Genomic DNA, 14,966 nt, shown 5'->3' with positions numbered 1-14,966 from the left:
AAATACACCAAATGAAAATTTACACCTTACACAAAAAGCAAAACCTACCCATAACTGTTAATGAGGCTTGGGATTTCCTTTCAGACCCTAAAAATTTAAAAGTCATTACCCCAGATTATATGGGATTTAATATTCTTTCAGGTGCTGATAGACCTATGTTTCCCGGACAAATCATTCAGTATATTGTAACGCCTGTTATGGGAATAAAAACCAAATGGGTGACTGAAATTACACATGTAATGGATAAAAAATATTTTGTAGATGAGCAACGCTTTGGTCCTTATGCGCTATGGCATCATAAACATTTTATCAAGGAAATTGAAGGAGGTGTAGAAATGGAAGATATTATCGATTACAAGGTGCCTTTAGGAATACTGGGCCAGATGGTGCACCCCTTTTTAGTAAAGCCTAAATTGGAAGAAATCTTTAATTACAGAACTGAGAAGCTAGAAGCACTCTTTGGAAAGTACTGAAAATGAATTATTATGTAACAAAGACAAATATCTAATAACTAATTCATTATCTGAATAATTAAAAACAATGACTAATAAAACAAATATATTCTGGTTCAGAAGAGATCTTAGGCTAGACGATAACGTAGGTTTTTACGAAGCATTAAAGGGAGAGTATCCTGTTACACCAATATTCATTTTCGATTCTGAAATTTTAGATGATTTACCCGAGGATGATGCCAGAGTGACCTTTATTTTTAAAACGCTTCAGAAGATGCGCAAAACATTGCAGGATGAGCATAATAGTAGTATCGCCATGTTTCACGGAAAACCTATTGATGTTTACAAAGAATTAATTAAGGATTATGATATTGAAACTGTTTATACAAACCACGATTATGAACCCTATGCTAGAGAACGCGATGAGGCCATCGAAAAACTCTTAGATGACAATGGGATAGACTTTAAGACCTTTAAAGACCAAGTAATTTTTGAAAAAGATGAAGTCGTAAAGAATGATGGAGACCCTTATGTTGTGTATACACCTTACATGAAAACCTGGAAAGAAAAATTTAAGGATCATAATTTAAAAATTTACTACACTAACGATTATTTAGATAACTTAATTCAACACACCAGATTACCCAACCTCAGTTTATTGGATATTGGTTTTAATACATCATCACAGGAAATCGAAGATTACGAAGTGACACCAACATTAATCCAAGAATACGAAGCAAAACGAAATTACCCAGCCAAAGAGGCCACCTCTCGCTTAGGTCCACATTTACGATTTGGTACTGTTAGTATCCGTAAGATGATTAAAAAAGCGATTAATGAAAGTAACGAAATCTTTTGGCAGGAATTAATTTGGCGCGAATTCTTTATGCAAATTCTATGGCATTTTCCTGAAACCAAGGACAATGCTTTTAAATCTAAATACGATCGAATAGAGTGGCGAAATAATGAAGATGAATTTAAAAAATGGTGCGAAGGTAAAACAGGCTATCCATTAGTGGATGCAGGTATGCGACAACTGAACAAAACTGGTTTTATGCACAACAGAGTGCGGATGCTGGTAGGTAGTTTTTTGTGCAAACACCTATTAATTGATTGGCGTTGGGGAGAAGCCTACTTTGCAGAGAAACTCCATGACTATGAAATGGCTAGCAATGTCGGTAATTGGCAATGGGTAGCAGGTTCTGGTGTGGATGCTGCACCGTATTTCAGAATTTTTAATCCCACCACTCAAATCGATAAATTCGATAAGGACCAAAAATACATCCAAAAATGGGTAGAAGAATATGGCACCGAGGATTATCCCGAGAAAATGGTTGACCATAAGGAAGCTAGGGAACACTGTTTAACAACTTATAAATCAGCACTAAATTAACATCTTAAATAAATTATTTTTATTTTTTTAACTATTTAATATAATAATTAAAAAAATCCAACGTTACTAATTTTAAGACTTATCAAGTCTTAACCGAAATAACCATTTCAATAAACAATTTTAAAAAGCCCTGATTAGTCTCAGGGCTTTTACTTTTTTAGAAATGTAACCCGTTGTGCATTATGAACATTTCATCGATTTTTGTCCGATCCCTGAAGGGAATATCGATGAAATTTCAAGTTTATCCTTTAGGACAAGAGGCAAAAAGCTTGAAATTTCAATTGTTTTTAACGAAACCCACTCAAAATGCACAATGGGTTAATATAATCCTAACATTATTTTAAGACAAGTCGGTAAACTTTTAAGTACATTTAAAGTACTAATTAAAAATCATAAGCAATATGAGTACTTGGGATGTCGCCAAAAAATGGCACCAAATGTGCGCAGAAGGTAAAAACCTAGAATGCGTCAACGAACTTTACGCAGAAAACGTAACAAGCCGAGAAATGCCAGGTATGCCTGGAGAAGTTACCGAAGGAAGACAAAATGTCTGGAATAAAAATAAAGAATGGTTAGATAATGTTGAAGAATTTCATGGTGGAGAGATTGGAGAACCTGTTGTGGCAGGAAACCATTTTACCTCTAAAATGACTTTTGACGTCACCTTTAAAGACAGAGGAAGACAACAAATGGAGGAAGTTGGTGTATGGGAAGTGAATGATGATAAAATTGTGAATGAGCAATTTTTCTATTCGATGGAATAACACAGTCTTTTAGTGAAAAGTAAAAAGTGTAAAGGGAGTCCCAATCAACTCTCTTTACACTTTTTATTTTATATTTATTACTTCGCACTTAAATGCTAATTCCCTTCCAAACGCTCAATTTTAGCTCCAATAGCCCTTAAGCGTTCGTCTATATTTTCATAACCACGATCTATCTGTTCTATATTGTGGATTGTGGATGTTCCTTTTGCAGACAGAGCAGCAATCAACAACGATACACCTGCTCTAATATCTGGAGAGGTCATTGTGGTTGATTTGAGTTGTGATTTAAAATCATGACCGATAACCGTAGCTCTATGAGGGTCGCAAAGAATAATCTTAGCTCCCATATCAATTAATTTATCTACAAAGAACAATCGACTTTCAAACATTTTTTGATGAACTAAAGCACTTCCTCTGGCTTGAGTAAGCACAACCAAGACAATACTCAATAAATCTGGCGTAAAACCCGGCCAAGGTGCATCTGCAATGGTTAATATTGAGCCATCTATATAATTTTGAACTTCATACCCATCTTTATGAGCAGGTATGTGGATATCATCTCCTTGCCGCTCTACCGTTATACCTATTTTTCTAAAAACACTTGGTATAACTCCCAAATCATCCCAACTTACGTTGGTAATGGTCAATTCACTCTTTGTCATCGCGGCCAATCCAATCCAGCTACCAATTTCAATCATATCTGGTAACATTCTATGTTCAGTTCCGCCAAGTTTATCAACACCTTCAATAATTAACATATTAGAACCAATACCAGAGATATTTGCTCCCATACGGTTAAGCATCTTACAAAGCTGTTGGAGATAAGGTTCGCAGGCGGCGTTATAAATGGTGGTCTTACCTTCTGCCAACACTGCAGCCATTACAATGTTTGCTGTACCAGTAACAGAAGCTTCATCAAGAAGCATATAAGTTCCTTTTAACTTTTCTGCTTCTACACCATAAAAATAATCTTCCTTATTATATCTAAATTTAGCTCCAAGGTTTATAAACCCTTCAAAATGCGTATCTAAACGACGGCGACCAATTTTGTCACCACCTGGTTTAGGAATATAGCCTTTACCAAAGCGGCCTAACAAAGGTCCTACAATCATGATTGAACCTCTTAAACCCTTACCATCTTCTTTAAATTCTGCAGACTCTAAATATTTTAGATTTACCTGATCTGCTTTAAAAGTGTAAGAACCCTTACCTAATTTATTGATTTTAACACCCAGCTTTTTTAATAAAGCAATGAGTTTATTTACATCAATAATATCTGGTATATTATCTATTTTAATTTCTTGGTCAGTTAATAAAACTGCGCATAAAATCTGTAAAGCTTCGTTTTTTGCTCCTTGAGGCTGAATTTTACCTTTGAGTTGGTGGCCTCCTTCAATTTTAAATGTTCCCATACGTTTTAGTAACGTTTTCTATTGTTGGAATATTTCTTTTTAGATTTTTTTGGACCGCTTTTCTTACTATACTTGGATTTGGATCTCATTAAGTCTGAAGAATCCGTTAAATCCTCATCCTTATTTTTTAAGTTTATCTTACCATCGGAAAGCTCAAATAGGTGACCAAAGATAACTTCATCTTCAACGGTATCCTTATTCCAATTGAGGTAACACTTTTTCATGTGATTAGCAATGGTATAAACCAATGCCTCTTTCATTTCACCATCGTCCCAAGTACATGCCACATCAATCATCGTTTTAATATTATTTCCGTAGAAACGATATTTTGGATGATTCTGAGGATATTTTAACGGTTCTGGCCGAGCGGTTAACTCTTCTTTTGAAGGTTTCGGAAACGGAGAATCAGCGTCTAAATCAAAATCAGACATTATAAATAGCTGATCCCATAACTTATGCTGAAAATCTGGCACATCTCGTAAATGCGGCTGTAGATTTCCCATTACAGAAATAATAGCTTTTGCTAACTTGTTTCGTTCTTCCTTGGTTTCGCGAGACTTGGCATAGTTTATCATCTTTTGTAGATGGCGTCCATACTCAGGAATTATTAAATGCTCGCGTTCTGTGTTGTATTCTAAATCGTCAATCAAAATTGTAAAATGTGTAGTAAATAATTTTAAAACCTGAAGTCTCTAGGTTTTGCTGCAAAGTACAAAATTTTAAGCAGCATATATAAATTTTATAGAGAAATTACACCATCAACGTTTTCGGCAACCTCTTTATACTTTTCAATTACGGCTTCAGGGTTTTTCATTCTAACGTTAATAGAGACGCTTGTATATTTTCCCTTCTTGGATTCGTTGGTATTAATGACAGCTCCCAAATCATTGAATAAATCTTCAATATCCTTTATTCCCGTACCCTTAGAAACCACAATAAACTTATACAGATACTCCGTTGGCCACATGGCTGTATCGTACAATTGTGATTTTAATTTTTCGTAAAATTCCTCACTTTTTTTAGAACTATTCATATCAAAATTTTTCAGTTGCAAAGATACACTTAACTTTACATTTTTATCTTTATTTTTATTCACTTATTATATAGCAAAAACATTGCCAATTTGAATCCTATAAAAGTTGTCATAGCTGGTGGCCCTGGAACAGGAAAAACCTCAATTATCAATCACTTAAAAGAACGTGGTTTTCTCTGTTTTGATGAAATCTCCAGACAAGTCACTTTACAAGCTAGAAAAGATGGCATTGAACAATTGTTTCTCACCGAACCTTTGCTTTTTAGTGAAAAATTATTGGAAGGCAGACTGCAGCAGTTTAAGGATGCTGGTAAAGCAACAGAATCTGTGGTGTTTTTAGACAGAGGTTTACCAGACGTTTTGGCATATATGGATTATATAGGTGACAAATACCCACAGTATTTCATCGATGTTTGCAATACCAATACATATGATTTTGTTTTTGTTTTGGCACCTTGGCAAGAAATCTTTACAAGTGATAGCGAACGCTATGAAAATTTTGAACAAGCCATTGAAATTCACGAGCATTTATTAAAGACATATATGCGTTTTGGCTATCAACTTATCGATGTGCCTTTTGGTTCAATAGAAGATAGGTCTGATTTTATACTTAAGGAACTAAACATTCAGTAATGCATCCGATAGAAGTTTTAGAACGCTACTGGAATTACACCTCTTTTAGACCACTACAAGAAGACATTATCGATTCGGTTTTAGAGAATGAAGACACTTTTGCCTTACTGCCAACTGGAGGTGGAAAATCGATATGTTTTCAGGTACCTGCATTGATTAAAGATGGCATTTGCATTGTAGTATCTCCTTTAATTGCTTTAATGAAAGATCAGGTTAACACACTGAAACATAAAGGCATTAAAGCTATTGCGTTAACTTCTGGCATGCCATATAATGAATTGGATACGCAATTGGATAATTGTATCTATGGAAATTATAAATTTCTATACCTCTCGCCAGAGAGATTACAACAGCCCATAGTACAAGAACGTATTCAGCAAATGAAGGTTAATCTCATTGCTGTTGACGAAGCGCATTGCATCAGTCAATGGGGAAATGATTTTAGACCGGCTTACAAGAATATTTCAACCTTGAGGCAACTACACCCTCAAGTCAACTGCATTGCGTTAACGGCTACTGCAAAACACAATGTCATTAATGATATTGTTGATAATTTGGATTTTATCAATCCAAAGGTTTTTAAGGCATCATTTGCGAGACCCAATATTGCTTATCAGGTTATCCACACGGATGACAAATTATTTCAGTTAGAATACATTTTAAACACATACAATGGAGCTTCCATTATATATGTGCGAAATCGACGTGCCACAACCGAGATTAACACTTATTTAGAAGCCAAAGGGTTTTCTTCAACGTTTTACCATGGAGGTATAACCAACAAGGAAAAACAGGAGCGTCTGCAACAATGGCTGAATGGACAAAAGCAAATTATGGTTGCTACAACCGCTTTTGGAATGGGAATTGATAAGGCTAATGTAAAAACAGTAATTCATTTCAATTTACCAGAAAGTTTAGAAAGTTATTATCAAGAAGCTGGTCGTGCTGGTCGCGATGGGGAGTTGGCACATGCTATTATTTTAAAACAGCACATTGACGAAGATCATTTGCGCAATCAGTTTTTGAGCACATTACCTTCTGTTGACTTTGTAAAGAAGGTTTACATAAAGCTTTGCAACTATTTTCAGATTGCTTATGGCGAAGGAGAAAATAGTACGCATCAGTTCGATTTTAAAACATTTTGTTCTACATACCAATTGAATGCTAGCATAACTTATAACGCACTATTGGTGTTAGACAGAAATTCAATAATAGCTTTAACACAGCATTTTAATTTTAGAACCAAAATTCAGTTTTTAACTACAAATGCTGCACTGTTTCAATATCTTGAAACACATTTAGATCTAAATACTGTGGTTAAAGTCCTGTTACGAACCTATGGAGGCATTTTTGATTATGAAACAAAGGTTAACCTGAATCTGGTTGTTCAGAAAGCCAACCTATCGGAAAAAGGAATTATAGAACAATTAAAACGTTTAGAGAAAGACGAGGTTATTAGCCTTCAAATGGCAAATACCGATTCTGAAATCACATTACTGAAACCTCGTGAGGACGATATCACCATAAATCCCATTGCTAAAACCATTGAGCAACAACATCAATTGAAACACAAACAAGTTGAAGCTGTCCTTAATTATATAAAGAATGATTCTGTCTGTAAAAATCGGCAATTGCTCGCCTACTTCGGCGAAAAAACCATAGAAACTTGTGCTCAGTGCTCTGTCTGTACAGCAAAAGTTTCACATATAGAAAAAGATTCAAAAATTAATATTTCAAACCTTATTCTAAAAGCGTTACAAGCAGAAGATTTATCTTCGCGACAATTATTAAAATCCATTAATTGTACCGAAAAAGAATTGTTGCAAACTCTTTCAGAATTAATGGAAATTAAAAAAATTAAAATAACCCAAGCTAATACCTACACCTTAAAATGACACAAAAACGAGATTTACGGATTGTATTTATGGGAACGCCAGATTTTGCTGTTGCTTCCCTAAAAGGGCTTTTAGACCACAATTACAATGTGGTTGGAGTCATTACTGCGCCAGATCGTAAAGCAGGTCGTGGGCAAAAATTAAGAGCATCTGCAGTCAAAGCGTTTGCTTTAGAGCGCAATCTTAATATTCTACAACCTAAAAATTTAAAAGCTGAATCTTTTATTGAAGAATTAAGAGCGCTTAAGGCCAACTTACAGATTATTGTTGCTTTTAGAATGCTACCAAAAGTGGTTTGGCAAATGCCAGAATATGGTACCTTTAACCTTCATGCATCGTTACTGCCTCAGTATAGAGGTGCAGCACCTATTCATTGGGCTATTATCAACGGTGAATCAAAAACTGGTGTCACCACATTTTTTATCGATGAAAAAATTGATACTGGTGCCATAATTCTAAGTGAAGAAACCAAAATTAATGATGATACAACTGTAGGCGAACTTCATGATGAATTAATGGCTATTGGAAGTGATTTAGTCATAAAAACGGTAGAGATAATAGAAAAAGACGAGGTTTCCACAAGCATTCAGCCACAGTCAGAAGATTTAAAAACGGCTTATAAACTCAATCGTGATAATTGCAAAATTGATTGGGAACAAGATTTAGACTCCATATATAATAAGATACGTGGCTTAAATCCTTTTCCGGCAGCTTGGTGCTATTTAGACAATGGCGATGAGGAATACCTTACCATTAAAATATATGGTATTGAAAAAGAATTAGACAAACACAGCCATAAACCAGGATCTATTTTTGTTTTGAAGGATGAGTTAAAAGTAGCATGTAGAGGAGGTTATATTAAAGTGAACGAAATTCAGCTTCCTGGAAAGCGAAAAATGGATGTAAAATCACTTTTAAATGGTTTTGAATTTTCAAAAAGTGCAAAACTGCTGTGAACCCTTATCGCTGTTGGTATCGTAAAAAATCCGACAAAATGCATTCCTTTATTAACAAATGCTATAACTTATTAACAAAATCGCTTATTTCCCTTGCTATTACTTGCGTAGCTTAATATTCCTAATAAATTTGTGTACGGATTTTTAAGAATCATAATTAAAAACCGAATTTTTAACAATTTAAATTTAAAATTTTATGAACAAAACAGATTTAATCAATGGTATGGCAGAGAATGCTGGAATTACAAAAGCAGCTGCAAAAAAAGCATTAGACTCTATGTTAATTGACATCGAAGGAGCTTTACAAAAAGGAAACAGAGTTTCTTTAGTAGGATTTGGTTCTTGGTCAGTTTCTAGAAGAGCGGCAAGAGACGGAAGAAACCCACAGACTGGTAAGACTATCAAGATTAAAGCTAAAAATGTAGTGAAATTTAAGGCAGGTTCTGACTTAAGTAGCGCAGTAAACTAAGACATTTTTTCTTAAAAATACAGAGCCTGCTCAATGAGTAGGCTTTTTTTTGTTCTAATTTTAGGAGTTTAAGTTGTTTAAATGGCAAAAATACCATAGATTTAGTAAGCGAAAATAGCCAGCTAAGATGACAAAACCCGAAAAAGGCAATTTGTTAATTGCAGAACCATCCATTATTGGAGATATGTCTTTTAATCGCGCAGTGATACTTTTAGCAGATCATAATGCGCTAGGCTCTGTTGGGTTTATACTAAACAAACCATTAGATTATAATCTTAAAGATCTTATTGATGGTACCGAATCAGAATTTACGGTTTACAATGGTGGACCTGTAGAGCAGGATAATCTTTATTTCATTCACAAATCCCCAGAATTGATACCAAATAGTGTAGAGATTTCTAATGGTATTTTTTGGGGAGGAGATTTTAATATTGTCCTAGATTTGATCAACAACCAAAAGATTTCACAAGATGATATTCGGTTTTTCTTGGGTTATTCTGGTTGGGCAGAACAACAATTAGACAGCGAATTAGAGTCTAATGCCTGGTTGGTTTCTGAAAATATATACAACAATGATATTATTGCCAAGTCATGTAATTCGTTTTGGCGCGAAAAGATGCTAGAACTTGGTGGAGATTATAGCATTTGGTCCAATGCACCAGAAAATCCGAGTTATAATTAAGACATCAGCCTCAATTTGGCATTAAGTTTTCCCACTACTTTCTGTGCAAAATCACTACCATAATTCTTCTTACGATATTTTGATATTGGCACAATACCCTTTATAACATTTGTAATAAACAATTCATCAGCTTTCTGTAGTTCAAACGGGCTAATAGATGTTTCTTCAACATAGAGATTAACATCCTTGGACAAAATTTCAAGAACTTGCTTACGCATTACACCTTTAAGACAACCATCCTCCAATGGTGGTGTTTTAATTTTGTCTCCTTTTACCAAGAACAAATTGCCATTTAGTGCCTCAATCACATTTTTATTGGTATTGAGAACCAAACAGTTGTCGAAATCATTCTCCTTAGCATAGACGCTCCCAATGACCTGTAAAGATTTGTTGTTAGATTTTAAACCCGATAATAAGCCAGGAGCCATAAAAAAATCCTTGTACAAATCAACTACATAAGGTTTATCTGCATCAATTGTATAGAACGGATTGTTATGAGGTTCAACTACTATATTAAAATTAACTTTCGAGTTTTCATCAGGTAAATACTTGCCACCCTCTCCTCTATCAACATTTAATCTTATTCTAGCTGAAGCATCAATCAATGTGTTAGCTTCAAGAGTTTTTAAAATTTCTGCTTCGAGAAATTCCATGGTAAAATTCATGGGAATATCCATCCGCATAATACGCATTGAGGCCATGAGTCTAAAGTAATGATCTTCCCAAAAGAAGATTTTACCATTTACAACTTTTAAAGTTTCAAAAAGAGCGTCACCGTATTTATATCCTCTGTTTTCTGAAGTCAATTTAGAGTTTGATTCAGCGACAAGATTTCCGTTAAAATTTATCATAAAAAAAGTCCCGATTTAGTTTAAAATTAAATCGAGACAAAGATATAATAGTTGAGTTAGTTACTTGTTACCTTGAGCCTAAAACTTGTTTAAGACTAGAGATTTGGTTATCCCAAAGCATTTTTCCTTCTTCTATCTCGTCTTCTTCCGCAAAGTCTGTAATCATAAGAGATACATCCTTAGTAATTTCATCTACCTGTATACGGATTTCAAAATAGCAGCTTGCACCATCTTCATCATCACTGAGCCAGCGAAATTTTACACGTTCACCACTTTTCTTGGTTAGTAATTTTGCTTGTTCTTCTGAACCGTCCCAAATAAACGTAAATAATTCTCCTCGAGAATTAACGTTATCGGCAAACCACTCAGACAAGCCTGAAGGTGTAGATATATATTGATATATAAGTGAAGGAGATGCCTGTATAACAAACTCCATTTCATATTTTTCTTTGTCCTCCATATACGCATTTTATTGTGTGCTCAATATATACAATTATGGTACAATTCAAAACTTTAAACTAAAATAATTTTTTTAGATTGTTATGTTTGTTGTCGTAGAATTTGTTTTTATATTTGCAGCCGCAATTATGGCGAGGTAGCTCAGTTGGTTAGAGCGTCGGATTCATAACCCGGAGGTCTCGAGTTCAAATCTCGATCTCGCTACAAAATCTTAAATTGCACATTATCAACGGTTTAGTTCACGCTAAACCGTTTTTTTATGTGTATTATTTATGATTTGATTACCTTAGACTTCTTAAACGAACACGATTTAGAACACGATTTGGAACACAAAAGAAAATTTTCAGCACCAAAAATCTTCGATGCAAATGGTGACTTAAAGAAGCGTTGGTATGTCTACTTTTCGTATCGCGACCCGGAGACGGGAAAGATGAAGCGCATGAAGAATATTTATGGCGGAGCCAATAGATTTAAAACCAAAGCTGAACGCTATAGTGTGCTTAGCTTATATAAGAAAAGATTATTACGGTTTTTAAAACAAGGCTATAATCCGTTTGAAGATAATACTGAACTCTATCTAAAACATACACAGAAGCCAGCTCCAACTACAACAGTAAAGCCTGAAACAAAACCTACTGCTACAGAACAGCCACAGGAACACGAAAAAGAACACGTTTCTACAGAAACGCCTAAAAATGAGGCTGTTTCTGATGACAAAATATCCTTGAAAACAAAACATGAAAAACCACCAAAACCTAAGTCACCAAAGGTTTTAGAGGCTTTTGACAAGGCTTTAGAATTAAAAACTAACGTCACCAAACCAAAAACACTCGAAGATTACAAATCTCGTATCTATAAACTTCATAAATGGCTCAAAAAAGAACACAAAGAGATAACTCACATCGAGCATATAGAAAAAAAGCACATCATGGAGTTTCTTAATGAAGTACAATTGCAATCTTCAGCAAGAAACCGAAATAATTATCGAACCGTTTTTAGCAGCCTTTTCCAAGTATTGGAGGATAACGACCTGATTGAAAGTAATTTAATTAAGCGTATTAAATCGCTGAAGTCTAAACCACAACGTCACAAAACGTATACGGACAAAGAGCAAAAACGTATTTTTAAATACTTAGAAAAAGAAGATCCTATACTCCTACTCTACATAAAATTCATTTCTTACAATTTCCTTAGACCTCAGGAAGTTTGCAGACTGAAAGTAAAAGATATAAATTTAGACGAGAAGACACTAAAGTTTGAAGCCAAGAATAAAGTACTAAAGACCAAATTAATTCCAGATCTTCTGTTTGATGAATTACCAGATCTTTCAAAATGCCAACCAGACGACCTGTTATTTACACCAAATAAAATTGGAGGACAATGGGATGCCACAGAAATTAACCGTAGAACTAATTTTAGTAAGCGTTTTGCTTCTGTAAAGAAAGAATTAGGTTTCACACAGAATTATACCCTTTATAGTTTTAGACACACCTTTATTACACGTTTATATAGAGCAATGTCTAAAGACTCTTCGCCTTTTGAAGCGAAAAGTAGATTGATGCTTATTACTGGACATAGCACTATGACAGCCCTTGAAAAATATTTACGTGATATTGATGCAGAATTACCACCAGATTATTCAGATTTATTATAAAAGCAAATTATGGGAGATCAATCATTAGAAAATATGCTTACAAAAATAAAGCAACCTGCTCTGTTCTTTTATCCAAGAGACATTTTTGAAAAAGCCTTGGGACAAGATTTGAAAGATTTGGATTCTATAGGCTTTACAAATACATTAATCATAAGATTCGAAGACGGTAAGATCAAGCCTTTACAACATGCATATGAAGCGATGATTTTATTGGGTAGGGACAAAATCCTCTCTGAAAACTTTTTTGAAATCCTTAAAATGAGTAGTTCTCTAAACAAGGAGGCTTTTTTATTTTTTCTTAATCAATATACTGAGCATTTAAACACTTGGTTAAATGTTACAGAAATAACAAAGAATGAAGCAAAAAACAAAGCTAGCAACTATGAATCCACTATTCAAAACTATTTAAATTTACAATACCATAACACATTAGATCACTATGAAGAGTTAAATTCTCGATTTGGACATTGGCTTAAAAAAGCAAACTTTTGTAAGTCATTTAACAGACCTATTCCATCGATTGAAGAAATAAAACAAGAGGAATCCAAAATTAAAATTCCTAAATCTTTTCCTAAAGCACCACTTAAAAAACTAAAACCCAAAGCAGCACCGAAAAAGAAGGCCAAAACCGCAACACCTGATGTAAAAGTTATTGATGCAGACCTATTAATTCATGTTTTTAACGTGGATGCAAAGTTGTTGAACCAAGGGTAAATTTTTCAATGAATAATTGTTATTAATCATATATTACGCCATTCAATTAGTCCTAATATTCTATTCTTTAATTGAATAACCAACTTTCTTAATTCTCTCAAAAAACTTCATTGAGATAAAATTTAATTGTAATGAGTTAGAACAATATTGTTTTATCAACTATTTTTCAATTTAAATCTGGTAAAAATGAAAGATCCAAAATATAGCGATCCAAACGCTAAACACGAATTGAATTTTTTGGAATTGTATGCCAAGAACGGCTATACAGAAAATTTTAGAGTAGAAGAAAATAAGTTAAAAACCTCAAATTCAGAACTTGAATTTACTCCTGAGCAGGTTAAGGTGGTGGCAGAACATAGATATGAAGGTATGAGTAATCCTTCTGACCAGTCTATTTTATATGTAATTGAAGCTGATGATAATTGTAAAGGCACTATTATTAATTCCTATGGCCCAACTGCCGATTTAGAAGTACATGAATTTATTGAATCTATTCCACATGAAAATAAGAGTCACTATAAAAGCATTCTGAATCTCGATGATGAGGGATAATCTATTCATTTTTAGAGTGATTTAAACATGTATTATAGAAAAAAACATGGCAAGGGTTTTACCATAAAAGATGAAAATGGAAAAACCGTTAAGGACAAGAATATACGTGATTGGATTGACTCACTGGTTATACCACCTGCATGGACAGATGTAGAAATTAGTGAAGATAAAAAATCAGATTTACTGGTAACTGGAAGAGATGACAAGGCCAGGAAACAGTACATTTATCACCCCAAGTATATAGAAAAGCAAAATAGCAAAAAATTTGATCGTATTATTGATTTTGCTGACCAATTAGAGCATATGCGTCGCGTTACTGGCCAGCATCTAAGAAATAAAAAATTAGATCGTAACAAGGTAATGGCTACAATGTTGCGATTATTAGAATCAGCTTTTTTCAGACCTGGTAGTGATTATTATGCCAAAGAAAACTCCACCTATGGTTTAACCACTTTACGTCATAAACATTTAACTATCGATGATGATGAAATCATCTTTAAATACACTGGAAAATCGAATCAGGAACAAGAAAAACACATTGTCGATAAAAAATTGGCAAAGATCGTAAAGGATATTGATGATATGCCAGGATATGAAGTGTTTAAATATCTTGATGAAGATGATAATATAGTTGATGTAAAGAGTGATGACTTAAATGCCTATATAAGAGATGTCATGGGAGAGGATTTTTCGGCGAAGGATTTTAGGACTTGGGCAGGGACAATGATTGCGGCTATGGCATTAGATGAAATTGGAGTTGTCAGCAAGAAAGATCAAGAAGTTTTAGATAAAAACATAAAACAGGCGGTTGTTCAAGTTTCAGAACGATTAGGAAATACCCCTTCTGTTGCTAGAAGCTCATACATTGATCCACGAATTATTGAAGAATATGTTGAGGGCAGAACAATAAAGTATTTTGAACAGGAAATAAATAGACTTTTGAAAAATATGGAAAGCCTATCTAAAGAAGAAGTTGGCGTTTTATGTATGTTACGACATAGGTTGAAAGAAAACTGAACCAATATGTATATATATCATTCTTAAGTT

At 34.1% G+C, this 14,966-nt stretch carries 17 protein-coding genes and 1 tRNA gene; 13 read left to right on the top strand and 5 right to left on the bottom strand.

Features of this window, described 5'->3' with window-relative positions; translation table 11 throughout:
- The first annotated feature begins 11 nt into the window (after window positions 1–11).
- From F1003_RS11585 to F1003_RS11575, 3 genes are all read left to right on the top strand, one after another.
- On the top strand, window positions 12–473 hold the full coding sequence (locus F1003_RS11585) for an SRPBCC family protein (protein WP_155089588.1): 462 nt from the start codon (window positions 12–14) through the stop codon (window positions 471–473).
- A gap of 67 nt (window positions 474–540) precedes the next feature.
- Window positions 541–1,845, top strand: a complete 1,305-nt coding sequence (locus tag F1003_RS11580) for a cryptochrome/photolyase family protein (protein ID WP_155089587.1) — start codon at window positions 541–543, stop codon at window positions 1,843–1,845.
- Window positions 1,846–2,246: 401 nt separating this feature from the next.
- Entirely contained in the window at window positions 2,247–2,609 is a 363-nt protein-coding gene (locus tag F1003_RS11575) for a nuclear transport factor 2 family protein (protein ID WP_155089586.1), read from the top strand.
- Between the two features lie 95 nt (window positions 2,610–2,704).
- Here the strand turns inward: F1003_RS11575 and murA are convergent, their stop codons facing one another.
- The 3 genes from murA to F1003_RS11560 form a co-directional block, all read right to left on the bottom strand.
- Entirely contained in the window at window positions 2,705–4,021 is a 1,317-nt protein-coding gene (murA, locus tag F1003_RS11570) for a UDP-N-acetylglucosamine 1-carboxyvinyltransferase (protein WP_155089585.1), read from the bottom strand.
- A gap of 5 nt (window positions 4,022–4,026) precedes the next feature.
- Entirely contained in the window at window positions 4,027–4,671 is a 645-nt protein-coding gene (locus tag F1003_RS11565) for a DUF4290 domain-containing protein (RefSeq protein WP_155089584.1), read from the bottom strand.
- 89 nt (window positions 4,672–4,760) lie between these two features.
- Window positions 4,761–5,054: a DUF493 family protein gene (locus F1003_RS11560; protein ID WP_155089583.1), complete on the bottom strand. Its 294-nt coding sequence runs from the start codon at window positions 5,052–5,054 to the stop codon at window positions 4,761–4,763.
- 90 nt (window positions 5,055–5,144) lie between these two features.
- On the opposite strand from F1003_RS11560, the gene F1003_RS11555 reads away from it, so the two are divergent.
- The 5 genes from F1003_RS11555 (at window position 5,145) to F1003_RS11535 (ending at window position 9,689) form a co-directional block, all read left to right on the top strand.
- A complete protein-coding gene (locus F1003_RS11555) occupies window positions 5,145–5,687 on the top strand; it encodes an AAA family ATPase (protein ID WP_155089582.1) in 543 nt (180 codons plus the stop codon).
- On the top strand, window positions 5,687–7,582 hold the full coding sequence (locus tag F1003_RS11550; protein ID WP_155089581.1) for a RecQ family ATP-dependent DNA helicase: 1,896 nt from the start codon (window positions 5,687–5,689) through the stop codon (window positions 7,580–7,582). The genes F1003_RS11555 and F1003_RS11550 overlap by 1 nt, the downstream gene beginning before the upstream one ends.
- Window positions 7,579–8,538 (top strand): methionyl-tRNA formyltransferase, encoded by a 960-nt coding sequence (gene fmt, locus F1003_RS11545; protein ID WP_155089580.1) that lies wholly within the window; start codon window positions 7,579–7,581, stop codon window positions 8,536–8,538. Before F1003_RS11550 ends, fmt begins: the two co-directional genes overlap by 4 nt.
- Before the next feature lie 196 nt (window positions 8,539–8,734).
- Window positions 8,735–9,007 carry an HU family DNA-binding protein gene (locus F1003_RS11540; RefSeq protein WP_155089579.1) on the top strand — a complete coding sequence of 91 codons (273 nt, stop codon included), beginning with the start codon at window positions 8,735–8,737 and terminating at the stop codon, window positions 9,005–9,007.
- A 127-nt stretch (window positions 9,008–9,134) separates the two neighbouring features.
- Window positions 9,135–9,689 carry a YqgE/AlgH family protein gene (locus F1003_RS11535; protein WP_155089578.1) on the top strand — a complete coding sequence of 185 codons (555 nt, stop codon included), beginning with the start codon at window positions 9,135–9,137 and terminating at the stop codon, window positions 9,687–9,689.
- Here the strand turns inward: F1003_RS11535 and F1003_RS11530 are convergent.
- Both F1003_RS11530 and F1003_RS11525 read right to left on the bottom strand, forming a co-directional pair.
- Window positions 9,686–10,540, bottom strand: coding sequence for an aminotransferase class IV (locus F1003_RS11530; RefSeq protein WP_155089577.1), 855 nt, complete (start codon window positions 10,538–10,540; stop codon window positions 9,686–9,688). The genes F1003_RS11535 and F1003_RS11530 overlap by 4 nt on opposite strands.
- 67 nt (window positions 10,541–10,607) lie before the next feature.
- The gene (locus tag F1003_RS11525) at window positions 10,608–11,000 is read right to left on the bottom strand and encodes an START-like domain-containing protein (RefSeq protein ID WP_155089576.1); all 393 of its coding nucleotides are present in this window, start codon (window positions 10,998–11,000) and stop codon (window positions 10,608–10,610) included.
- 129 nt (window positions 11,001–11,129) lie between these two features.
- On the opposite strand from F1003_RS11525, the gene F1003_RS11520 reads away from it, so the two are divergent.
- The 5 genes from F1003_RS11520 (at window position 11,130) to F1003_RS11500 (ending at window position 14,936) form a co-directional block, all read left to right on the top strand.
- Window positions 11,130–11,203, top strand: a tRNA-Met gene (locus tag F1003_RS11520).
- Between the two features lie 55 nt (window positions 11,204–11,258).
- Window positions 11,259–12,653: a tyrosine-type recombinase/integrase gene (locus tag F1003_RS11515; protein ID WP_155089575.1), complete on the top strand. Its 1,395-nt coding sequence runs from the start codon at window positions 11,259–11,261 to the stop codon at window positions 12,651–12,653.
- Window positions 12,654–12,662: 9 nt separating this feature from the next.
- Window positions 12,663–13,367, top strand: a complete 705-nt coding sequence (locus F1003_RS11510; RefSeq protein WP_155089574.1) for a hypothetical protein — start codon at window positions 12,663–12,665, stop codon at window positions 13,365–13,367.
- A 186-nt stretch (window positions 13,368–13,553) separates the two neighbouring features.
- Entirely contained in the window at window positions 13,554–13,919 is a 366-nt protein-coding gene (locus tag F1003_RS11505; protein ID WP_155089573.1) for a hypothetical protein, read from the top strand.
- A 27-nt stretch (window positions 13,920–13,946) separates the two neighbouring features.
- Complete coding sequence (locus F1003_RS11500) at window positions 13,947–14,936, top strand: DNA topoisomerase IB (RefSeq protein ID WP_155089572.1); 990 nt, start codon at window positions 13,947–13,949, stop codon at window positions 14,934–14,936.
- Window positions 14,937–14,966 lie beyond the last annotated feature (30 nt).

The sequence above is a fragment of the Winogradskyella ouciana genome, assembly GCF_009709615.1.
GTDB lineage: Bacteria > Bacteroidota > Bacteroidia > Flavobacteriales > Flavobacteriaceae > Winogradskyella > Winogradskyella ouciana.
Note: the sequence above shows the minus strand (reverse complement) of the source record. Positions and strands in the feature narration are given on the sequence as shown.